The organism is Novosphingobium sp. AP12, from assembly GCF_000281975.1.
Classification (GTDB): domain Bacteria; phylum Pseudomonadota; class Alphaproteobacteria; order Sphingomonadales; family Sphingomonadaceae; genus Novosphingobium.
In genome coordinates, this window is the sequence record NZ_AKKE01000005.1 from 14,936 (window position 1) to 37,277 (window position 22,342).

Here is a 22,342-nt window from a genome sequence, read left to right on the forward strand (position 1 = left end):
CTTCATCTGGAACCCGCCTTGCGCGATGGTGCTCCCGAACGGCAGTTCGTGCCCATTTCAAGGCGACGAATGGGGGGCCGGAATCCGGCGCCTGATTTTGGCTCGGGAACGACCGGGATCAGGGCGGGGTCAACGTCTGCTCCCGTTCACCGGGCCAGGATCGACTAGTTTCGTTTCCATCGGGCCGAAACCAGCTGTCCGGTCTCGTCAGCTTCGCGGACGGGGCACGCTACGGCCGCTTCGCGCCCTAAAGCGCGTGGCAGCGCCAAATTGACAGCAGACGTTAACGCCAAACATGCAGTATTGCCGGTGATAAGCTCTCCTTTCTGAGGGGATGGAGGTTAGAAATTAATGACGAAGCGCATCGGAACGGAGCGGCTCGCATTCAAAAGTATCAATTCAGCCGGTATGGTAGAACTCAGCGACGGGTCATATTGGAAGGTGTCTCCGGATGGTGGAAAGATTGTCAGGATGTGGAGGAAGGCTGATCTAGTTGAGGTGAAAGCGAACAGCGGAAGCTGGGACTGGGCTTTCCGGATTGTACATATTGGCAAGTGGTGCGTCGTCACGAGCCACGCCCTCTGCCGGTCCGGAAACCGGCTGATCCACTCATCGTGATCCGCCGAGCCGACGCCGAGAATAGGAGTGCGTTCTAGGACTTGCGAATCGGTAGCCCTGCAGATTACTTTCCCGTCGCGACCCGAAGGGACCTTGCGAGGTACCTGTGAACTGCCCAGGACCTGCACGCGCAGACCTGGGCTTTTGTCGCAAGCTTCGCGGTTCAGAAGTTCATGCTATGTCAGCAGAAGACCGGGGCGAAATTTTCGCTAAGTGCGCGGTCCATACACTTGTTGAGCTTTTCGCGCCGTTCGGCTTCAATCTCGCTATCGGACTTGCCGGTTCTACCGCTGGACCCGTTATTGTCACCGATGCTACTCGCGAGCCGCGCGGTGAATGCATCAAGCGTCGCCGATCGTAATTGCCCGTCGACATTTCGGAAGACATCGGTGCGCTTCTGCCAGCCCGTTTCCGATCGCGCCATGTTTCCGCCGAATACCTGAAATGCTAAGCCGATATTTAGGTCATAGGTGCAGCTTTTTCCAGCTTTGACGACCACGCAATTTGCGGCACGGGACTGCACGTCAAACTTATAGGCTGTCGCCCACATGTCCAACGTGACGCTATTGGCATTGACCTTGAGTAATCCCGCCGCCCTTCCGCCCGCTAGTTGCGGAGCGCGGCTCAAGGATTCCACCGTCGCATCGAGCATCAGATTGCTGTCAACAGGCCCTGCCAACGCGGCAGATGGCAAACAGAGCATCACAACAAGCGCAACGCGCTTCTTCATAGATAGCATTTAGATACCCCCATGTTTCCAGGGTTTTCATATATCTAGAAACGCGCCGTTACTATGGATCTAAAGCACCGGTAAAAATGCCTACCGGAAACTCTGTGACGCAAAAATAACACTGTTGTACAGTCGTATCGCGCGTCTTCCTTGCGCCCTCGTTCAGTTTAAAGTCGAGATAGCAACTCGGCCTCGTGGAAACGTTCTCCTGAGCATCATGCTGACGGTCTACCGCGGCGCGCGATCGGCGGTTCCTGCACGAGTTGACCACAGGCACCGGGGAACGGCTTATTCTTGATGCAGGCCGGCCACTTGATGCCCCGCGCGATGCGGTCGGCCTGCTGCCCGAAACGCTCGACCTCGCCTCGTCTGCGACGGTCGGACGAGCCACCGTCCCCAGTCTAGCAACGCTGCCGGTCTTCGACCACCATTATGGACCTGCCGGCCATCGTCTCATTGGCGGCCGGGTCGGTAAGCCTATCCCGCACCGTCTTTGTCAGCTTCGAGCCTGACAACTTCGCGCTCCAGCACTTCCCGGATAAACGCCGCTCTACGCCCAGGCCCGACGAGCGCGTCAATCCGCTCGCCGAGCCCTTCTGGCAAGCGAATGTTGGTTGATCTCACGTTGAGCGGCGGTCTTCCCATGCTCGCGTCGTAACGGGACCATACTCTCATTCAATCGGAAGCTAATTAAGCGGTGCCGGTTATTGCAAGATTCTCCTTCTTAGTGCTATAAGCGGCACCGCTTACCGCGTCAGGCTGCTTCAGGGGCCTTCGCGGAAACTCACGACGGAGGCCAACCAATGACTTCGCTTGGTAGTGCTCACTCTGATTCGGCCACTACGGGAGCTTCCCGCCGGGCCGTACTGCAAGGATTGACGATTGCGCCGATAGCAGCGCTTCTGACCGCTCCGTCTATGGCGAACTCCCTCGGGATTCTCCACCAGCGTTATGAGGACGAGGCTGTCACGCTTGTTCGGACCAGAAAGGGCCGCAGCCTCAGTCGTGATCGCTATGAAAGCGCCGAGATTGCCTTCACTGCGATGAGGAAGGGGTTCTTCGCGCGAGACGTCCGCGTAACGCTGCATCAGGCCGGGACCGTCACCAAGCTGGCGCTATGCGCCCATCTCCTGGACGTGGGTGTCGCTGATGCCTGGGCCGCGGCGCATATCCGTCAGGACATCGCCAAGGCGCTTGCTTACGCCAACGCGACGGGTTTGGGGCATAATTGTCCGGACTTGGCACGGCTCGCGGTTATCTTATCGCCGTATTGGAAGTGGGGCTATCCGCACCTGATCGGTGACCCGCCGATGGACGACGGTGGGTTTGCTCCTGATCGGGTTCGTCCGCTCGTCGCAGCTTTGCTGGCCCGGGTGGCCGACGTGACCGGTCACGCTCGTCCAATGGGCTGTGAGCACCCTCAGGGGGAGGCGAGGCCATGACGCTGCGCACCGATGTCGATCATCTGCCGGCGTGGATGCAGGACGAACTCCTTCACGTAGCAACGATCCTGTTCGCGGAATTCGAGGAAGCAACCCGCGGCAGGCTGTCGGAGCAGTATCGGGCGGGACGCATTCTCACGCTGATCCTGCATGGCCCCCACGCTGAACGGAAATGGGACGAGATCGCGCCGGGGCAGGCATACCGCCTGCTGGCGATCGTCAACTATCCCCGGCTGGCCCGTAGCGAGCGTGATTGGAGGACGGTGGGGGACCGGTTGCGCCGGGCCTGGGAGTTTGGCGAAATCACTCGCCCGGTGCGGCTGACTGTCGAAAGTCTCGAGCGGGTCAACGCCGCGCTCGTCGAAGGCGTGCCGCATTTCGTCACCATCGCAGAGCAGGGGATTGCCCTTTACCAGACGAAAAGCTTTCGCCTGCAAGCACCACGCCATCTGTCGGTCCGCGATCGGATGATACTTGGCCTCGCTGAGTATGGACGCTGGCATAGGGGCGGGCGCGATTTTCTGATGGGTGCGGCGTTTTACCGAGATCGCGATAATCCGCCCATGGCCGCTCTGCTGCTGCATCAGGCATGCGAACATTTCTATCAGTGCGTGTTGTGGTCGCTCACGCTTCATGGTCCGCGGACCCATGCGCTGGACGAATTGCGCGAAGCTGCGGAATCGATCGACGCGCGATTGTGTTCGGCGTGGCCGCGTGAAACCCGGTTTGAGCGCCGTGCGTTCGGCTGCATCCGGCGTGCCTATGTCGAGGCGCGCTATGGACGATCTTATCGTATCTCACCTCCGGAACTGGCCTGGGCGTTTAAGCGCGTGGAGATACTGGCGGAACGGGTGGCACGGGTGTGCGCCGATTATCAAGCCCGGCTTGCCGAAGGGTCACAAGGCCGGGCGGTTCAGCCGCCGACAGAGCCGATGACAGTTGCCCTTGTTTCCCGGCCGACGCGGCACTTCGGCGTGCTGCAACGGACAACCCACCTTGTGCTGCGCGTGACTCCGTTCCGGGCGCAGCGGCATCGGCTGCCCCCCGCTCGCCCCGTCCACCGTTCGGGTAGGTTCACGCGTTGGATGGAAAGCATGCTCCTGCCTATGACTGGCCTTTGCCTTTTCATCGCCGGCGCCGATGCGGCGCTCTGGTGGGCGGGGTCCGTTTATCCGCAGCGGTCGGATCGTTCCCTCCCCGCAGAGCCGTCGGCTGTGCTAAGCTTCGATGTGGACGCGGACACGGTGCTCGGGGCGGTCACGAATGCTGCGCAGCAGGCTGGTTACCGGGTCAGAGCCAACGAGGACATCTGGGCAATACGTTGGACTGGAGCATACCGCGCCAAGGCGACGCTGTTCGACGCGCTGACCGATATTCTCTATGGATCAGGCCTATGTCCGGTCATCAAGGACGACACCGTCACCGTCCGCTATTGCAGCAGCCGCCGCACACCGCTTGTCGCCACTGTCAGGACAGAAGAGCCGCTCTATAGACAATTGCGTTAGTAACGATGGATGCCGATTTTAAACCCTTCTTCGCTGCCGCCAGATTAATCGGGTTATGCCGCCACAATTGGGGAACCGATACCCACGTAAACTTTACGGACCTCGTAGCGTCACGCCGGTGAGGGCCCGCTTGGTGTCGCAGCGTCCAACGTAAGATAGGCAATGATGCCAGACGCACCGGAGAGCACGCCGGCGACTATAGCTGCCGTGTGAAACGCTCCAATCAGAGCCGTACCGGAAGTCGCGATCACGGCGCCAGCAACCGCAGTCGCCACAAGTCCGCCAGTGCGCGCGATGGCGCTGTTGAAGCCCGATGCGGTGCCGGCGTGCCGCTCATCGACGGAAGAGAGGACGGCTGTCGTCAGGGGCGCAACCGCACCGGCCATCCCCAGGGCAATGACAGCGATGCCGGGCAGAATGCCGGTCCAGTAGCTTGCTGATGGATCCGCACGCGTCAGAAGCAGGAATCCGGCGCCGGTAAATATGGGACCGATGGTCAGCGGCCACCTTGGCCCGATCCGCTCGCTCAGCCGCCCAGCTAGCCTCGACACCGTTCCTAGCACGATCGAGAAAGGTAGAAAGGCCAGCCCGGCCTGGGTCGAACTGTACTGCCCGCCGACGATCAGCAGATAAGGCAGCAGCACGAGCAATCCGCCGAGCGCACCATAGAGGAGGAGAGTCAGCAGGGTCAGACCGACGAAGGGCCGCGAAGCGAACAAGGCCAAAGGCATCATCGCCCGCTCTCCGCGGCGGTGCTCAATTAGAAGAAAGGCCATCAGGAGGAGGCATCCCGCTCCTAATCCGGTCCAAGTCTCGGGAGAAGCCGAATGGCGGCTTGACCAAAGGGTGAGCGCCCATGTCAAAAATCCTAATGCAAGCGTCGCCAGCGCGGCGCCGGCCCAGTCGAGCGGTTCCTTGCCTTCCGCACTCTCATCCACATAGCGCCAGGCGGCGAGTACCGCGGCGAAGGCGACGGGAAGGTTCAGGTAGAAGATGACACGCCATCCCACGCTGTCGACCAACCATCCGCCAAGCGGCGGTCCGACTGCGCTGGCGATAGCTCCCGCCGCCGCCCAGGTGCCTACCGCTCGTCCGCGCGCCTCCCCTTCGAACGAACTGCCGAGGATGCCGAGACTGTTGGGCATCAAGATCGCGGCGCCCATGCCCTGAAGTGCGCGTGCGGCTAGCAGGACCGCCAAGTCTGGCGCCAGAGCACAACCCACCGAGGCTACAGTGAACACGGCTATTCCAACGATCATTACGCGCTTGCGCCCGTAGTGGTCCCCCGCCGCCCCGCCGACCAGAAGCAGGGCAGAAAGCGGCAGCAGATAGGCATTTATGATCCAGGGAAGACTTCCGGCATTCGCGCCCAGTTCTCGCCCGATCGCGGGAAGCGCAACGTTCGTTACCGAACCGTCGATAAAGGCGAGGCTGGAAGCCAGCATGGTCACCGCGATTGTCCAATTCGGGTGAGCAACGGCCCGGCTCTGCTGCGCTGTCGCCTGGCCGCTGTCGCACGTGTAGGTCGGTAATGCGCTCATGGGACCTCGATAACATAGCTAAGACGGGGAACCTCTTGCGGATCGTACAGCTTGGAAAGTGGCGTGTCTTATTTAGTCAGTCAGGTGTGACCGTTATGGGTGACCGGGCTTCAGGGTCGCCAGAACCCGCGGCTATTGCGCATTCACTGGCAGAAGGGCGGTATTCAAACTGACACGCGAGGGGGCAGGCCCCGCGGTTTCTCATGCTCCGTTAGCCTTTGCACGATCCTGATCCAGTTCATCCTGACGATGCCCCAGACCGGACGCCAGAGCCTAGCGCAACCGTCCAGCGCTTTCCTACTGATGGGCAGGCGCGGGAAGGGCGGCAAGTAATGGGTGCCGACAAGGCGGCGCGGCCCGGAGAAGAGGCTCATCCATGTCATCGTGACCTTCTGGCCGCACGTCGATAAGGGCTCGGTGCGCAAGCGAAGCTGGAGCAACGAACGCGGACTCGCTTGGAGTGCAGGGCCGATTTGACGCTGTCGTTCGCTCGAGTGTCACCAGAATGCCGGCCGTGCGCCTCGCGTTTCGGGCGGAATTTGCCCGAGGTGCGAGAACCAAGCGAGCGGTGCGGCGTTTCAGAGTTTCGTTTCCAGGGGCAGGCTCTTATGCCTAGCGCGCCCTTGCCAGACTGACCGGGATGCCTGTGACAGACGACGAAAAAATGACCGGTGAGCGCGCGCTCAAGATGGCGGATGCAGAGCGGATCGAGGCGGAGCTGATCGGATTGGATCGGGGCACGGATCCATTCGTTGCAGCAGTTCGGGCGACGCGCATGCCGATGATCATCACCGATCCCCGGCAGCCCGACAATCCGGTGGTATTCGCTAACGAATCGTTCTGTCGCCTCACCGGTTACGAGCGGTCGGAGATCCTGGGTCGCAACTGCCGCTTTCTGCAGGGTGCCGAGACCGACCCCCAGACCATCAGGCGGATCCATGACGCCGTCGAGCGCGTCGAGGCCATCGAAATCGACATTCGCAACCACCGCAAGGATGGCAGCGCATTCTGGAACCGGTTGCTGATGGCACCGGTCTACGATGCCTATGGCAAACACGCCTACTTCTTCGCCAGCCAGGTCGACGTGACGATCGAGCGCGAGCGTCTCGAAGGTCTGGAATCAGATAACGCGGCGATGCTGGCGGAACTGAGTCACCGGGCACACGTCGAGCTGCAGCGTGACCGCGAACTGGATCTGGCCATGCGCGCCGGAGGGTTCGGCGCATGGAGCATGGATTTGGGCACGCGGGCCATCGTCGCCTCCGACGTCTACAAATCGATTTTGGGATGGCCGCTCGATCATCCCATGACCTATGACAACCGTCTGGCAAGCGTTCATCCGGATGACCGGGCGGCGGTAGCGGCTCAGATCCAGGCCGGAATCGATGGCGACGCCGACTATAAAATCCAGCACCGGGTGATTACGCCGGCAGGCGAAACCCGGTGGGTCGCGTCACGCGGGCTGACCATTTTCGACACTTCGGGCACGCCGGTACGGATTGCCGGCGTCACTACCGACGTCACGGCCCAGGTGCGCTCGGAACGTATGCGTGCCGCCATGATCGAACTCTCGGACGTTATCCGCGACCTCGATGACCCTACGGACATCGCCTACGCCGCCGCAGAAATCATCGGCCGCACGTTGGACGTCAGCCGGGCGGGCTATGGGATCGTCGACCCGGTCGCGGAAACCATCACGATCGAACGTGACTGGAACGCGCCCGGCATCACCACCATCGCAGGCGTCCTGAACTTCCGGGAGCACGGTTCCTACATCGACGACCTGAAGCGTGGGGAGTCGGCGATCATCACGGATACGAGGACGGACCCGCGCACCTCCGCGACTTCGCCTGTGCTCGAGGCGATCAGTGCGCGGGCCTTCATAAACATGCCGGTCACCGAACAGGGCGGCTTCGTCGCTCTGCTCTACCTGAACCATGCGGAGCCGCGCCAATGGCCCGACGACGAGCTGGCGTTCATCCGCGACGTAGCCGAGCGCACACGCGCCGCGACCGAGCGCCGACGTGCCGAGCAGGAACTGCAACTCCTCGCGGCTTCACTGGAGCTGCAGGTAGAGGAGCGAACAGCAGCTCTGATGGAGGCCGAGGCGGCCCTGCGGCAATCCCAGAAAATGGAGGCCGTCGGTCAGCTGACAGGAGGGATCGCTCACGACTTCAACAACCTGCTCACCGGTATCACGGGCAGCCTGGAACTCCTGGCAAAGCGCGTGGCGGAAGGGCGGGCTTCGGAAGTCGACAAGTTCGTCAATGCCGCTCAGGGCGCCGCCCGGCGCGCGGCGTCGCTCACGCACCGGCTGCTTGCTTTTTCCAGACGGCAGACGCTCGAGCCCAAGCCGACGGACGTCATGCGCCTGGCGCGGGGGATGGAAGACCTGATCCAGCGAACGGTGGGCCCGGCCATCAACGTGGAGTCCGTGCACGCCGCCGGCGTCTGGCCTGTGCTGGTCGATCCAGGCCAGCTCGAGAATGCGCTTCTCAATCTATGCATCAACGCCCGCGACGCGATGCCCGATGGAGGCAAGCTAACCATCGAAACCGGCAATCGCTGGCTCGATCATCGCTCGGCTGCCGAACGGGAGCTGCCCGCCGGACAATACGTCTCGATCTGTGTGTCGGACACCGGCCACGGCATGTCGGCCAGCGTGATCGCAAAGGCCTTTGAGCCGTTTTTCACCACCAAGCCGATTGGCGAGGGAACGGGCCTGGGCCTTTCCATGATCTATGGCTTCGTGAAGCAGTCGGGCGGTCAGGTGCGGATCTATTCGGAATTGGGGGAGGGCGCGATGGTCTGCCTCTATCTTCCGCGTTACCTTGGCGACCTGAATCTCAGCGAGGAGCCGAGCGATGCCGGCGAAGCTCCCCGCGCCCAGGCCCATGAAACAGTGCTCGTCGTCGATGACGAACCGACTGTGCGCATGCTAGCCAGCGAAGTCCTCACTGAACTTGGCTATACTTCGATCGAGGTCGACGATGGCCCGGCGGGGCTGGGGGTCCTAAATTCCGATCGTCGGATCGATTTGCTGATCACCGACGTAGGCTTGCCTGGTGGTATGAATGGGCGTCAGGTCGCGGACGCGGCGCGGGTTTTGCGGCCGGAACTCAAAGTGCTTTTCATTACCGGGTACGCCGAGAATGCCGTCCTGAGCCATGGTCACCTCGACCCGGGGATGCAGATCTTGACGAAGCCGTTCTCGATGGATGAGCTTGCCCATCGGATCAAAGCGATCCTTTTAGGCGATTAGTCTAGGACCTGCACCGTCATCGTCCGCTTACGCCGTCAGCGATTGTGGAAGTAAGCCGATTGGAACGGAGGGTAAGTCCGATCTCTTGGCGATGAATGAAGAGCCGGAATTGGGTATTCGATTTTGGCTCCGGAACGACCAGTATGAGGGCGGAAAACCCGAGTCGGGGCGGGGCGGTAGTGGCGGGTCGCTACAGTGCTTTATTGATGAGCGCGCGTGCGGCCAGCTTCGCTGCCCTAAGAACCCTACACCACTCCGCGGGACACGATCATCAGCCTGTTTCTGGACCAGCAAAGGGCGTAGCTGGCGACGATGCGCCACTGCTAAGATGCACAATCCGAAAAGCCCACTCCCAGCTTCCGCCGTTGGCCTTCACCTCAACGGGATCTGTTTTCCGCCAAATCCTGACTATCCTCGCACCATTCGGAGACACCTTCCAATATGACCCGTCGCTGAGCTCCACCAGATCGACTGAATGGATGCTTTCAAATGTGAGCTGCCGTGTTCCGATGCGCTTCGTCATAAGGTCTTGCCTCAATCCCCCGAGATAGGAAAGTTTATCAACATACTGCATGGTATGGGTTTAACTTCATCTGTCATTCTGCGCTGTCATGGTCCTAGGGAATCACTACGCTTCTCTGCCATACCCGGTGCAAATAATCCGGCGCTCTCGCACGATTGGAGGCTGCCGAACTTGCGCATGGACAGCCTTGAGGCCGCGGAATTCAACGACGGCGGCGCCGGATCTCGATGGGATGACCGCAATCAACGCGCAAGCAGCCGGCGTCCCAGACGAAGGCACCGTGATGAAGCTGATGGTCGGCCCGTAACCACTGGCTACGTTCTGCGTGGAATTACTAGCAAGCCCTTGCTTAACACCGTCGCCCGCTAGCTCGCCCGGCACTACCTCTGCGGCGGTGGCGGGATTGGGGCGAGACGGTTGGACGGGCGAAACGCGGCGCTGATGCGCTGCTGCTCGATCCGCCAGCGCTTGGGTGCCGCCCTGCACCGGTGCAGCAAACTGTCCGCCACCGCTTCCCGCCGAAACGATCGCCGCATCGGCGGGGAGCAAGCCCGGCGCCGTTTCTTAGAAATATTACATCTCTGACATTTTTCGTTACGGGTTAGGTGGCTCGGCGACGTTTAGCGGCCATCAAAGAAGCACCGAGCCGAAACCCTAGAGTTTTGCAAAGTTATGCATCGCCGCCATTCTCTCCGGCGGGCTTTGGATTCGCGATCTGATTGCTTCTGGACGCTGCCAGGGGGCTATTAAGTGTACAAAAATCAATTCGACGCGAACAGTGTGGCCTTCAAGTTGCCGCGCGCTGCCAAAGGCCGGCGGGGCGCCCTTCGCCTTGGGACCTGTCTCGGCGGAACGGCTGCCATTCTTCTGTTGGGAAGCCTGCCGGCTATCGCCGCGCCCACCTGCGGTATATTGTCCCTTTCTACCACCGTCTGCCCTCCCGCGCCGAGCTACTCGCCCGACAAAAAATCAGACGCATATGGGGCGGAACCGACTCAGGATCTGACTGTCCATCGCTCCAAAGTTATGGCCATTGACACTCACCAACCCCATTTCGGTGGCGTTGTTGAGATTACTGGTTCGTTGACCGGAAACGGTACAAGTCGAGAAACAGCTGGCAGCGCCGACGTTTTCGATCAAGCCGCAAACCGTGCCGTTGGCGACCTGACAATTAGCGTCGGGAGCGTTATCACCCATGGAAACGATGAGCCCGGCATTCTCACGGTCGCCGATGGCACCACGTCTATTAAAGCCGGTGCTATCGAAACCACAGGCGATTGGTCGAGCGGCATTCACGCCAGCGGAAACGGGGACATCAGCATTGATGTCGGCGTAGTTAAAACGGTTGGCTATCGTTCCGACGGAATTTATGCCAGCACCAACGCGGGCGCTATATCCGGCGGCATCAACGTGACCGCAAATGAAGTATCGACCGCTGGCTTTGCTGCATCGGGGATCCGGGCGACGTCCTATGGCGGCAGTACGACAATCAACGCTGGCACCGTCACCACCTCGGGATATGGCTCGGATGGCGTGTATGCATCGAGCTACCTCAGCGATGTGACCGTTGAAGTGGCATCGCTAACGACATCTGGCGGAGCAAGCCGAGGTGTCGTCGCCTATTCAGGCAGCACCACGACGGTCAAGGTCGGTGACATCACGACCGGAGGTGCCGGTTACGGCATTCACTCGGATGCGGGCGCTATCAAAGCCGTGGGGAGCGCCGTCACCGTCGAATCTGGCGATGTCAGCACTAGAGGCGATTATTCTGCAGGTATTTATGCCAGCAGTAACCTCGTCTGGTCGAACGAAGGGCACAGTCGGGACATCTCCGTCACGGCCGGTGATGTGTCGACTGGTGGCTTCTCCTCGGACGGTATCGATGCCGTCAACATCGGGCGCGGCGGGAACACGACGATCGAAGTGGGTGACGTGACGACAAAAGGCGACTACGCTTTTGGCATCTTTTCGTACAACCAGTTCGGTGACACTACGATCAAAGCGGGTAACATTTCGACAAACGGGTTCTACTCGCGAGGTATTCACGCCGAGGCTCTGCAAGGCAATCTGACGATCACCGGTGAAAGCGTCAGTACCGGGGGTGACCAATCCTACGGTGTCATTGCCCTTGTCGGCGGAACATCTACCTCGGTTGGGCAGACGCTATCGATTGACATAGGCAATGTCAGCACCCAAGGTAAATTTTCCTACGGTGTGGTTGGTGTTACGCTCGGCAACCAGATGGAGACCGTCATCGACGTGGGATCGGTCAAAACGACGGGGGACTATGCCCATGGCATCTATGCCTACAGTGCCGGTACAGACAATTCCATTTCCATCAACGCGGGCTCAGTGGAGACGGCGGGAGCCAATTCTGTTGGCATCGTTGCCGTCAACACGGCTGTTGGAGGAAATGTCGCTTTAGAAGTCGGTAGCGTGAAGACGACGGGCCAATCCAGTACCGGCATTTTCGCGTACACCTTCGACGGCGACGTAACAATCAACACCGGCACAGTTGACGGCGCCGGCATTGGCGTCTCCGCAATCCGTGGAGACGTGACGATCAATGCTGGTTCAATCCGCTCGGACCATTACGAGGCTTTAGGCATATCCGCGAGCGGTAAGAACGTCGCTATTGACGTTGACGACGTGGAGATGACCGGATCGCTTGGTGCCGGTATCGTTGCACTGGCCGCAGAGAACGTCGCAGTCAACGCCGGGCACATCCTGACTACGGGTGAATCCGGGTTCGGAATTGTTGCCGAAGGAACGGGTGTGACTGTCACCGCAGGAAACATAAGCACCTTTGGACTGGGTTCTGATGGTATCTATACCGGGGTGTTCGGTAGCGGCAATTCTTTCGATATAACGGTCAATGAAGGCATTAATACCTTTGGTGACATTTCAAACGGCATAACCGCCGTTTCCGGTGGTACCGGTGCGATCCATAACAATGGGCATATTGCAACTTACGGATACAACTCATCGAATGGCATACTTGCGCTGGGGATGGAAGGCATTACCCTCGACGGTCATGACGGATCAGTGGCCACCTATGGCGCGAACTCGTGGGGCATTCTCACCTATGCACTAGGCGGCGACATTGCGATCACCCAGCAAAGCGTGCTCACGAGGGGGCCGCAATCGGTCGGCGTTTATGCGAATATCGCAGGCGTAGGTCTGGATGGTGCGCAGACCACGGGCGATATAAGTATTGACGTCGATTCAATTATGACTGTCGGCGCTACCTCTGATGCACTTGTCGCATTCAACCAAGCACGAGGTGACATAAACATCAACGCTGGAGCGATCGTGACATCGGGTAACGGTTCGATGGGAATCCTTGCCTATGCGGCAAAAGGCGATGTGAACGTCACAGTGGTCGACGTTTCGACTACAGGAAAGACTGTGTCGGGCCGTTGGGTGGGCGACACTTATCTCTCACCCAGGGTGCCGACGGGAATCTATGCCGTCGGTCAGAACGTTACGGTGGTTTCAACTGGAGTCGTGTCGACTGAAGGCGACGACGCTGGGGGCGTCTATGCCGCGGCGTTGGGGGGGAAGGCGACAATTCATGTCAACAGTGTGTCATCCCATGGGCGCGGAACTGCAGCTGTGCGGGCTTACAGCGCCGGCGGCGGCATCGATGTCACCACAACTGGCACCATATCGGCGTCCGGCTTCACAAATTCGTATGGCATCCTGGCTTTCGGCAGCGGTCCGGTCTCAATCACCAACACCGGGCTGATCACCGTCGAGACGGACTTAGCTGGGAAGGGAATTTATGCAACGACTGGCCTCCAAAGCGGCTCCCCGATAACGATTATGAATGCTGGCAAAATCCAGGTCAGCGGCGTGCAATCATCAGGTATTGACGTCACGTCAAGATCGGGTGACGACGTCAGCATCGCTTCTAGCGGTTTGATCTCCGTATCGGGCGATTTTAGCGTAGGTGTTGCTGCGATCGTCGGCGGGCGGCGTCATTACGGCAAGGACGCGGTGCAGATTGGCGTCGCGGCAGAAGTACCGCTACCCAAGCTGTCTATCGCAGTGTCGGATGTTCAGGTCTCTGGCAAATATGCCACAGGTGTTGGGTTTGATACTTTCTTCGGCATTACGGAGCTTCAAGCGGATCATATCGTAGCGCTTGGCCAAGGCTCTAACGGCATCAGTGGTGGGGGCGGCGAGGTCGATATCAAGACCAATTCAATTGTCGCGGACGGCGTGGGCATCTTCCTCAACGCGGGCCATGCGACCCTCGATATCGGAGATATTACCGCGGGCAGGGTAGGTGTGGCCCTTACCGCTACGAACGGCGGTGAGATAACTGTGCATGGCAGCGTCGTATCAAAAGATTTCGACGCGATCGAGACGTTCTCACCTTATGGTGCGGTAACGGTGAATGTCCTACGGGGAGCAACTGTCACCGGCGGCGGGAAAGTCGGGTCGGAAGGCGGACTGACTGGGCCGGGCACGACGATGTATCTGTTTGCCGCAAAGGGCGTGACTGTCAACAATGCGGGAACTGTCAACAACAAGGGCGACGGTTACACTATCGTCATGGTCGACACTCTTGATGAACAAGGCAATCCGATCGCTGGTGGCTTTGGATCGGCGATACACAATAGCGGTCTGATCGAGGGCGACTTTCGGCTCACGTCATTCGGGGACGACTTTATCAACTCCGGCGTTCTTGTCGCCGCAGGCGACAGCGATTTTGGCGGGGGAGAGGACCACTTCGCCAACAGCGGGACGCTGCTCGTGCGCGATCTAAAGAGCGTGGCCCCCGAGTTTGCGCCAACTTCTGTGACGTTCAATGGCCTTGAGCGCTTCGAGAACAGCGGCACAATCGACCTGCGCGGCGGTGCGGTCGGCGACAAGCTAACCCTTACCGGTGGTTACGTCGGCGCCGGCAACGCCCTTCTAGCGCTTGACGTCCAACACGGTGCTTCAGACCGCTTGGTAATCGAGGGCGCTGCGACGGGCTCCACTGGTATTGTGCTAAACCAAGTCGCTGCAGACGCGACGCTTCTCACTAAACCGCTGGAACTCGTCAAAGTAGGCGCGGGCAGTTCCGCGACCGCGTTCCACATGGCTCAGACTGAAGTCGGCCTCGTCCATTACTCGCTGGGATACGATGCTGGCAGCTTCCAGCTGCGCGCGCAGGCTGGGGCAGGCGTCTATCGTCTTGCTAAGCTGGGAGAGGGCGCGTCAGGGATCTGGGATCAGTCTGCACAGGCATGGAGCAGCCATATGGCTGAAATCCGTGACGACATGGGCACAGGTTCTCATATCTGGGGACAGGCATACGGCGGCGTGGTAAACAGCGACCAATCGCGAAATATTGGGGGGACTGCATATAGGCTCGATTACCGGCAGAATTTTTACGGTTTCCAGGTGGGCGCGGACCTCGGGGGATCGGTGAATGATGCAGGGGCAACCGTTTTCGGTGTGACCGCAGGCTACATCAGCTCGCGTCAAAACTTTGATCGTAGCGCGGAGCGGAGCCAATTCGACACCATTAACCTCGGTGCCTACGCCTCCTTCAAGCGCGGGGTGTTCTTCACCAATGTGCTTGCTCAGTATGACCACCATTCGATCGACGTCCATGGCCGCGATCCCGATTGGTCGGACAAAACCGGAGGTGACGCTTATGGCCTGCAAGGTGAGATTGGTGCGCGGCTTGGCTCCGAGACTCTCTTTGTTGAGCCTCTGGCTTCGCTCGCTTGGCAGAAGACAAGCATCGACAATCTCGACCTGCTGAACCAATCACTAGAGTTCGGCAACTTCGATGGCCTGACTGGCAAGCTGGGGGCCCGAATTGGGGGTAAGGCAAGGGTGCTGGGCGCCGACGCTATCTTTTATGCAAAGGGGAACTGGGTCCACCAGTTCAACGGCGAAGGAACAGCTACGCTCTTCAGCGGTGGTGCTACGGAAACGGTCCAAAGCCGTGCTAGGGGTGACTATGGGCAAGCGGCGCTGGGCGTCAATATTTCTTCGCAAGGCCCGGTCAGCGGCTTCGTCGAGGGCAATGCCAGCTTAGGTTCTTCATCCAAGGGCGGCGGTGGCCGCGTAGGCATGCGCTTCAAGTTCTGATGCTAGCGAGATGGCCGGGCAACCGTTCCGGCCATCACCCCAAAGAGAATAAAGATGACTGACACTGCTCTTCCCACAGACCTCTCCACCGAGCGTCCGGATTCCGCGTCCGAGAAAGAAGCGGAATCCGGAATGCCCCAGACCGAAGTTACAACGGGTAGTGCTTCCGCCCCCGGCGCCGAGGCACCAAACCTTGCACCGGGCGCTACTAATATTGCGGTTTCCCGCGGTCTCAGTATTTGGTTGCGGACGCACAGGTTGAGTCTGGCCTTCACTTCGTATCAGACCGGGCAGCTTTTTCTCGTCGGTTCCCATACGAACGGTACCGTCTCTTTCAATCAGCAGAGCTTCAGCCGAGCAATGGGCGTCTGCTGGCGGCCCGGCCGGCTTTATCTCGGCTCGTTATCTCAGCTTTGGCGGCTCGAGGATATGTTGCGGCCGGGCGAACTGGGGAACAAAGTCTTCGATGCGGTCCTAGTCCCCCGCAACGCTCAGACGACTGGGGACGTCGATATCCACGAGGTAGCCGTCGACAACAACGGCCAAGTCATCTTCGTCAATACGAAGTACAGCTGCCTTGCGACGCTCGACCTGACGCATAGTTTCAAGCCCATCTGGAAACCGCCGTTTATATCGAAACTAGCGCCCGAGGACCGTTGCCATCTCAACGGTATGGCGATGGCAGACGGTGAAGTGCGTTATGTTACTGCAGTCAGTCGATCCGACGTGCTTGGCGGTTGGCGGGAGCGTCGGCATGAAGGCGGAGTGCTGATCGACGTTCGGCAGAACCGCATCGTTACCGAGCAATTATCCATGCCGCATTCTCCGCGGGTGGCGAATGGGCATGTCTACGTGCTCGACAGCGGGCGCGGTCAGATAGTGCGAATTGATCCCGAGACCAGCGCAAAGGTGGACATCGCTTTCTGCCCCGGTTTCCTGCGCGGTATGGCAATCCATGGTGGGCATGCGATCGTCACCGTCTCGAAACCGCGCGACGGCACCTTCAAAAGCTTGCTGCTCGATGGTGAGTTGAAGACGCGTGATGCGGAGGCATGGTGTGGCGTGCTGATCGTAAACCTGTCGACAGGCGATATCGTTGAGTGGATCCGCCTTGAAGGACACATAACCGAATTGTTTGATGTTGCAGCTCTTCCGGGCGTGGCCTGCCCCATGTCTGTGGGACCCGATACCCAAGAATTTCAGAATACTATTACTTTCGAACCGATATGACCCGAGTTGATGATTGAGCATAGGTAAAGGGGCCGCCGTGCCCTTTGTGCTCTCCATAGCTAGCCTGCCGTCACTGAGAAAAATGCTGGACACTTCCCGTTAGAAATTTGCCTCAAGCCCTACCCGGATCGTACGCGGGCGTTGAGGTGTAGTCTGCAGTTCTGTGCGTAACGTGAAGGGATTGCCAAGCGCAAACCGGTTTCCGCGGTCGTCAAGCAAGTTGTCTACTGACACGGCAATCGTTAAGTCGCCGGTGTTGAGCTTCCCTGCCACGTCTATTCGTGTTACCCTGCCCTGCGGTAGATCGAGGTGAGGGCCGGCACCGAGATGTGACGCGCTCTCATGAAGGGCAAGTGCTTCAACCGCTATGCTCTGCGTTGGACCGACGGGTACGTGAAAGCGCATCTCGCCACGCAGTGATAGCTTTGGAACATTGGGTAATGAATGGCTGGCCTCGCTCAAATAGCCAAGAGGCCTCAGGCGATTGCGGACGGCCATCGCCGCTCCCAATATTTGAACATGCTCCGTAATCTGCGCGTGGGCCGCTATGTCGAATGAGAACACGGCGGCATCTCCAATATTTTCGGTATAGGTGAGGCCTGCGGGAGTGATCAGGTCGCCCTGTACGTTTTGCCAGCGGCTCCACGCGAGGGTCGCGTCGATAGCGATCGGGCCAATCTTTATAGCACTCACGCCCAGTTCGAATGTACCCATCCGGTCTGCCAAGAATTCGCGGGACACGTTTCCCACGGCAACGCCGCCAGGACGGTAGCCGCGCTCGTAGCGCGCGAAACCTCGCGCGCCTTTACCTAGATCGATCGAAGCTGCTACGGACGGCAAAATCCGCGTCGCGTGGCGCGATACATCGATTGGACGTTGCTCGCGCGAAAAATACAGGCTTTCGAGCGTGCCCCCCGCTTCGCCATCGAGGGACACGTAACCGACACGCAAGCCGCCTATGACGGAGAGGGTCTGACCTATCGGCAGGGTCAATTCGCCGAACGCGTTGAGTTCCGTATTGTCATTTGTCAGACGAACCAAGTCGGTCTGAGCGCCCGACATTACCGTTCGATACTGGCGGGCTCGGCTGGACAACAGGCTCACACCGCTGATCCAGCTCAGGCTTGCTCGGGCAGGATCACGCCATGCCCGAATTTCAGCGGTGAGCAAGTCAGACAGGTCGCTCTGCACGTAAACAACAGGCCGTTCATCGAGTGCGACTGCTGCATATCGCTGTTCCACATGCTGGTTCACCCCGCCAATGTTGAAACTGAAGTGCCCAATACTAATGTCACGCAATAATGTGACCGCTGCCAGTGCCATACGGTCGTACGCAGGCTCGGCGAATACCGCGCTTCGCCCGAGAGAGCCTGCGAGAGCTGGCTGGGCATATTGTGCGTCACGGTTATGAATAGACTGCGCTACGCCGTTGAGATCGACCCTCCAATCGCCTGTGTCGAAGCGTACCGCCAGTCTACCACCGCGCGTCCGAACCTGATTAACGTCGCGCGCATTTCGAGCCACGTCGTCGATATAGCCCCCGGCATAGGAGGTGTATGCAACTCCCCGGAGCGCTATGCGATCCTCTATCATTGACACGTTGAGCACACCGCCAAGATCGTATCCAGGCGCTCCGTGCTTCGTCGCTGAAACCCCAGTCCATCCGTATGACGTCGTCCGGCTCAGGTCCGGTGGATTAGGCAGTAGTCGAAGAACGCCGCCCAGCGAACTTGATCCGTAAATCGTGCCTTGTGGCCCCGGCAGAACGTCCACTTCTTGCAGGTCGAGCGGCAGGAGCCCAGGGTCCGGTGCTCGGTAAGTCAAGCGCTGTTCGGCAAAATATGGTGCCACCGTACTTGCACGCGTGCCGGCAAAGCTCGAATCCGCGATACCCCTCAAAAAAAGCTTCTCGCGCCCCGGTCCAAGATGGGTAGAGGTCATAAGCGCTAGACGATCGGCAACGGCATCAACTCCTCGGATACCCGACGCCGGGGATATCTCCGTACCTGAGACAGTCCGGGCGGAGACCGAAGTCAATCTGGACCGGGCGCCCGTTGGCTTTCCCATTACAACAATCGGGTGGCCCATCTCTTCATTCGGACGTACGGGTAGGAGATCTGCAATCGGGATGATCCCGAACGGCTTAACCCCAACAATCAACCACACATCTCTTCCAAGTCGGCGAAGCACAACGCCATCGCCGAGTATCTGGCGTAACATGCTGTCTACTTTGCCTGTGACCCGTTTGGGCGTTATCCGACGCTTTAAAAGATGAGGATCGGTTATGCCTATACTGGTACCGGTGCCACGTGCAATTAGATCAACTGCTTCGGCTAGCGTGCAACGAGGTATGGCCAGGTCGCGAGCCTGGGCTCTAGGCGCGATCATCACAAGTGCGGCCCCTAGCGCAAGTCCGCCATATCTAAGCATTTTAGTGCGGTTCTTTAGCCATCAAAAGCAGGCGTAGGCGGGCCTTCACCTCCTCGTCAGACCCCAGCAAGCTGATCGACCCGGTAAAACGGCAGTTTTGTGCGTCGGGTCCAATTTCAACCTTGAGGCCTCTTGTGCGGCCGACATCTGCCAAGACGCGAGACACCGGCGCGTCTTCGTAGCGCAGGCGCCCCTGGCGCCAGCTGCCAATGTCCGCGCGCTGCTGCGTGAACCTACGCAGGTTTGATCCTACAATCTCCACCCCATCTCCAGCCGATAGCACCATATCTGGCCATCGCTCATCTTTTAGCTCAACGGAACCCTCGCCTATAGTAATCGTGATCCGGCCGCGCTCGCGTACCACGTCGAAACTGGTCCCTAGATCAATTATCGTCGTTTTGCCCGCAATAACTGTGAATGGACGCTCTGCATCGTGCTGAACACGGAACAAGGCTTGACCTGAAATCAGGACAACGCTGCGCGCTTCAGGGGCCAATCGCACGACGGTGTCACCATTTAAAGCGAGTTGACTGCCATCCGGGAGGTGTAGTTCCTTGTGGGCACCTGCCATCGTCCGATATTCAGGCCAGGGCGCGGCTACGTGGCGGTAATTATCATGCCAAAAGCCAAGCGTCACCAGTAAGGCAACAGTCGCCGCTATGCCGACGGGCAAAAGTCTGCGTCCAAACGTATTGTCGTTGGTCGCGTCTGATTCCAAACATTTAGTATGCGCAGGAACCGTTGCTGCGGCAGCTATGGCTGGACGCCGGCCGCGCGTGAGGTCATCTAGCAAGTCCGCTTCCGCCGCCTGGAGGTGGTTGAAAACTAGCGCATGCGCCGGCGATGCGGCAAGCCATTCCGTGAGCGCTATCCAGTCGTCAAACCCGGGGTGACCAAGTCGGATCAGCCAATTCAGGGCTTCTTCGTTGAGGCGGGCGTTATCCATCATATGCCCCCTTAACGCCGCGCAGGCATTTAAACCGCATCGAAGCCCGCTTTCACGTCGACCAAGCTGCCATAGGCCTTGCGTAAATCCTTCTCGACGGTGCTGAGGCTTACTCCCAACTCTGCCGCGATTTCGCGCTGTTCAACACCTTCGAGCCGATATCGCCAAAACACATATTCTACTCTGGGTCCAAGCTCGCGGAGTCGCTGTGTCACGACATTGACTTGCTCCCGTGCTATTAGTTGGCGGTCAGCAAGGGCGGTGTTCTCGCTTTTATAAACGCTGGCCCAGTTCGTGTCGCGTTCCGAACGCCTCGCATGCTGCCGGTAGGTGTCTAGCAACATGCGGTCTGCCATGCGGAACAAATAATTAAGGGGGCTCGGCTCGACGTCGCGATGAATCGCCGATGCTTTAATCCACATTTCTTGCAAAAGGTCATCGGCTATGCTGTTGGCACCACGCGCGCACAGATATGCACGCAATCTAGCTCGATTGGCAAGCAGGACGCTTACGAGTTTACCGCCTCGCAGGCATTCGGTCTCGGTCACTGTTAATGCGGATCCACCAGGAAATTCACTGATGTGGGTAGCCGGAAAACGGGGCGTGGCAAGTCCCCCGGCGAGTCCCGAAAACATCCGTCTTCGGTCGAGATTGAAAGACCAAAACGGGGGGCGTTCATCTTAAACCCGCTATACCGGGGCGCCTGCAGTCGATTATCCGACTCTAGCGTTGGTTTGGCTCTGGCGAGCCTGCCGCACGAGGTCCGATATTTTACTTCTTTTTACCAGGCGCCGACGGTTGATGCAAAAAAAATGCCCTTTTGCCGAGAGCGTCCTCGCAACAGACGATCCTGCGCGATGAATTGCCACTGTTACGGAGATCGTGAAGCTCGAATGGCGGTCTGACCCGTAGAACGGAGGCGAGCGTCATCGGCCTCGATGGCTGTTCGCTTGGCGAACCAAGCTGGAGAAGCGATTTCGCCATTGGGCGAAAATCAGTTGTTCCTGTCTTCGCTAAGCGTGTTCGGCCCGCACATTATTACAGCGGCAGACCGCTTCGGTTTCCGCCGCACCGGGCCAGCTTCGACGAGCCTCCGCATTTCATAGGGTTGTCCAATCAGTTGAAGCAGGAGATGGCAGCGGCGCGCCTGATGCCCTTTCAATCAATCCACGGCGGCGCCGCTATTATGCCGACCGAGATCTGCTTCTCGTCGATACGAGCTCAAGTCCGTCTTCTGTGGCTATTGCTGCGCACCGGTACACAAGGCCGACGATGTGTTCGCGCGCAGTCCCTTCTTTAAGTCGGTGCGCGACGAGCCGCCCCCGGTCGCGGCCTGCGCAGCGTGCAATGTCGAGAGGTCGAAAATCGGACAATATTTCTCGACGACCTTGCTTTTGCCGCCCGCCAACCTTGTCTACGCATGTTTGAGCGGCAGGTGGCGCGGCGGTCTGCCTAAGAATTAAGGGCTCCACCACGAACCTGCCGAGGGGCACGTCGGCGCGAGATGGGGAGGCGGTAGCGAGCAAGCTCGTGCGGCGTTCCCGATGACCATGACCGACTTCCAAGCAAACTGCGCTATGCCGCCAAGGGGCTGACGCGCGCGCATTGAGGTCTCACGATCCTCCAGGATCATGCGGTGAGCAGCGTCCTCGTCACTGCCGGAGAGGACTCGGTCCTGCACAGTCCCTTCGTCAGCCGCGGTGCCGGCTACGGCGGCAGCAATATTGGCGATGGCCTCAAGCCGGCCAAGAAAGACCGAAGGTAATCAATGTGCCGGATAAGGCCGTCTGTGTAGTCTACGCAAACCCCGCATAGTCAGATTAGGAACGTGTGCTTCGCACTGGAAATAGGTTGGGAGATTGGTATTGAGGTTGATATTGATGGTGCGTTTCTTTACAAAACAGCACCATCGCCAACGATATTACCGCTCTCAAAGCCTGATCAACACTATGTCATGTCGTCCCAAGCGACCCTGCCGCAGAGGGCGTTCATGCTGTGGTGATGGGGTGGACGCCCCCC

Annotated in this window: 12 protein-coding genes; 7 read left to right on the forward strand and 5 right to left on the reverse strand. The window is 59.2% G+C overall.

Going from position 1 to position 22,342, the window contains the following annotated elements:
• Positions 1 to 799: 799 nt before the first annotated feature.
• Positions 800 to 1,348, reverse strand: a complete 549-nt coding sequence (locus tag PMI02_RS00085; protein ID WP_036501549.1) for a hypothetical protein — start codon at positions 1,346 to 1,348, stop codon at positions 800 to 802.
• 432 nt (positions 1,349 to 1,780) lie between these two features.
• Here PMI02_RS00085 and PMI02_RS26795 point away from each other — a divergent pair, with 432 nt between their 5' ends.
• From PMI02_RS26795 to PMI02_RS27550, 3 genes are all read left to right on the forward strand, one after another.
• Entirely contained in the window at positions 1,781 to 1,966 is a 186-nt protein-coding gene (locus PMI02_RS26795) for a hypothetical protein (RefSeq protein ID WP_036501552.1), read from the forward strand.
• 299 nt (positions 1,967 to 2,265) lie between these two features.
• A complete protein-coding gene (locus PMI02_RS00095) occupies positions 2,266 to 2,790 on the forward strand; it encodes a hypothetical protein (protein ID WP_157222297.1) in 525 nt (174 codons plus the stop codon).
• On the forward strand, positions 2,787 to 4,295 hold the full coding sequence (locus PMI02_RS27550) for a HEPN domain-containing protein (RefSeq protein WP_007676985.1): 1,509 nt from the start codon (positions 2,787 to 2,789) through the stop codon (positions 4,293 to 4,295). Before PMI02_RS00095 ends, PMI02_RS27550 begins: the two co-directional genes overlap by 4 nt.
• Before the next feature lie 110 nt (positions 4,296 to 4,405).
• Here the strand turns inward: PMI02_RS27550 and PMI02_RS00105 are convergent, their stop codons facing one another.
• Positions 4,406 to 5,836, reverse strand: a complete 1,431-nt coding sequence (locus PMI02_RS00105; protein ID WP_007676987.1) for an MFS transporter — start codon at positions 5,834 to 5,836, stop codon at positions 4,406 to 4,408.
• 640 nt (positions 5,837 to 6,476) lie between these two features.
• Here PMI02_RS00105 and PMI02_RS00115 point away from each other — a divergent pair.
• The 3 genes from PMI02_RS00115 to PMI02_RS00125 all read left to right on the forward strand — a co-directional run bounded on the left by PMI02_RS00115 (position 6,477) and on the right by PMI02_RS00125 (position 16,947).
• On the forward strand, positions 6,477 to 9,098 hold the full coding sequence (locus PMI02_RS00115) for a PAS domain-containing protein (RefSeq protein WP_007676988.1): 2,622 nt from the start codon (positions 6,477 to 6,479) through the stop codon (positions 9,096 to 9,098).
• A 1,273-nt stretch (positions 9,099 to 10,371) separates the two neighbouring features.
• Positions 10,372 to 15,717, forward strand: coding sequence for a pertactin-like passenger domain-containing protein (locus tag PMI02_RS00120; RefSeq protein WP_007676989.1), 5,346 nt, complete (start codon positions 10,372 to 10,374; stop codon positions 15,715 to 15,717).
• A gap of 54 nt (positions 15,718 to 15,771) precedes the next feature.
• Entirely contained in the window at positions 15,772 to 16,947 is a 1,176-nt protein-coding gene (locus PMI02_RS00125; protein WP_007676990.1) for a TIGR03032 family protein, read from the forward strand.
• Between the two features lie 99 nt (positions 16,948 to 17,046).
• Here PMI02_RS00125 and PMI02_RS00130 read toward each other — a convergent pair whose 3' ends face one another.
• From PMI02_RS00130 to PMI02_RS00140, 3 genes are all read right to left on the reverse strand, one after another.
• On the reverse strand, positions 17,047 to 18,888 hold the full coding sequence (locus PMI02_RS00130; protein ID WP_238538925.1) for a TonB-dependent receptor domain-containing protein: 1,842 nt from the start codon (positions 18,886 to 18,888) through the stop codon (positions 17,047 to 17,049).
• A gap of 490 nt (positions 18,889 to 19,378) precedes the next feature.
• A complete protein-coding gene (locus tag PMI02_RS26140) occupies positions 19,379 to 20,323 on the reverse strand; it encodes a FecR domain-containing protein (RefSeq protein WP_007676993.1) in 945 nt (314 codons plus the stop codon).
• A 29-nt stretch (positions 20,324 to 20,352) separates the two neighbouring features.
• On the reverse strand, positions 20,353 to 20,805 hold the full coding sequence (locus tag PMI02_RS00140) for a sigma-70 family RNA polymerase sigma factor (RefSeq protein ID WP_238538926.1): 453 nt from the start codon (positions 20,803 to 20,805) through the stop codon (positions 20,353 to 20,355).
• A 1,154-nt stretch (positions 20,806 to 21,959) separates the two neighbouring features.
• Here PMI02_RS00140 and PMI02_RS28135 point away from each other — a divergent pair.
• Positions 21,960 to 22,088 carry a hypothetical protein gene (locus tag PMI02_RS28135; RefSeq protein WP_255348703.1) on the forward strand — a complete coding sequence of 43 codons (129 nt, stop codon included), beginning with the start codon at positions 21,960 to 21,962 and terminating at the stop codon, positions 22,086 to 22,088.
• Positions 22,089 to 22,342: the final 254 nt, after the last annotated feature.

Excerpts from the sequence above, each read along its gene's own strand:
- PMI02_RS00115 (WP_007676988.1), top strand. The coding sequence starts at position 6,477 with ATGCCTGTGACAGACGACGAAAAAATGACCGGTGAGCGCGCGCTCAAG.
- PMI02_RS26795 (WP_036501552.1), top strand. The coding sequence starts at position 1,781 with ATGGACCTGCCGGCCATCGTCTCATTGGCGGCCGGGTCGGTAAGCCTA.
- PMI02_RS00095 (WP_157222297.1), top strand. The coding sequence starts at position 2,266 with ATGGCGAACTCCCTCGGGATTCTCCACCAGCGTTATGAGGACGAGGCT.
- PMI02_RS26140 (WP_007676993.1), bottom strand. The coding sequence starts at position 20,323 with ATGGATAACGCCCGCCTCAACGAAGAAGCCCTGAATTGGCTGATCCGA.
- PMI02_RS00125 (WP_007676990.1), top strand. The coding sequence starts at position 15,772 with ATGACTGACACTGCTCTTCCCACAGACCTCTCCACCGAGCGTCCGGAT.
- PMI02_RS00130 (WP_238538925.1), bottom strand. The coding sequence starts at position 18,888 with ATGACCTCTACCCATCTTGGACCGGGGCGCGAGAAGCTTTTTTTGAGG.
- PMI02_RS27550 (WP_007676985.1), top strand. The coding sequence starts at position 2,787 with ATGACGCTGCGCACCGATGTCGATCATCTGCCGGCGTGGATGCAGGAC.
- PMI02_RS00105 (WP_007676987.1), bottom strand. The coding sequence starts at position 5,836 with ATGAGCGCATTACCGACCTACACGTGCGACAGCGGCCAGGCGACAGCG.
- PMI02_RS00085 (WP_036501549.1), bottom strand. The coding sequence starts at position 1,348 with ATGAAGAAGCGCGTTGCGCTTGTTGTGATGCTCTGTTTGCCATCTGCC.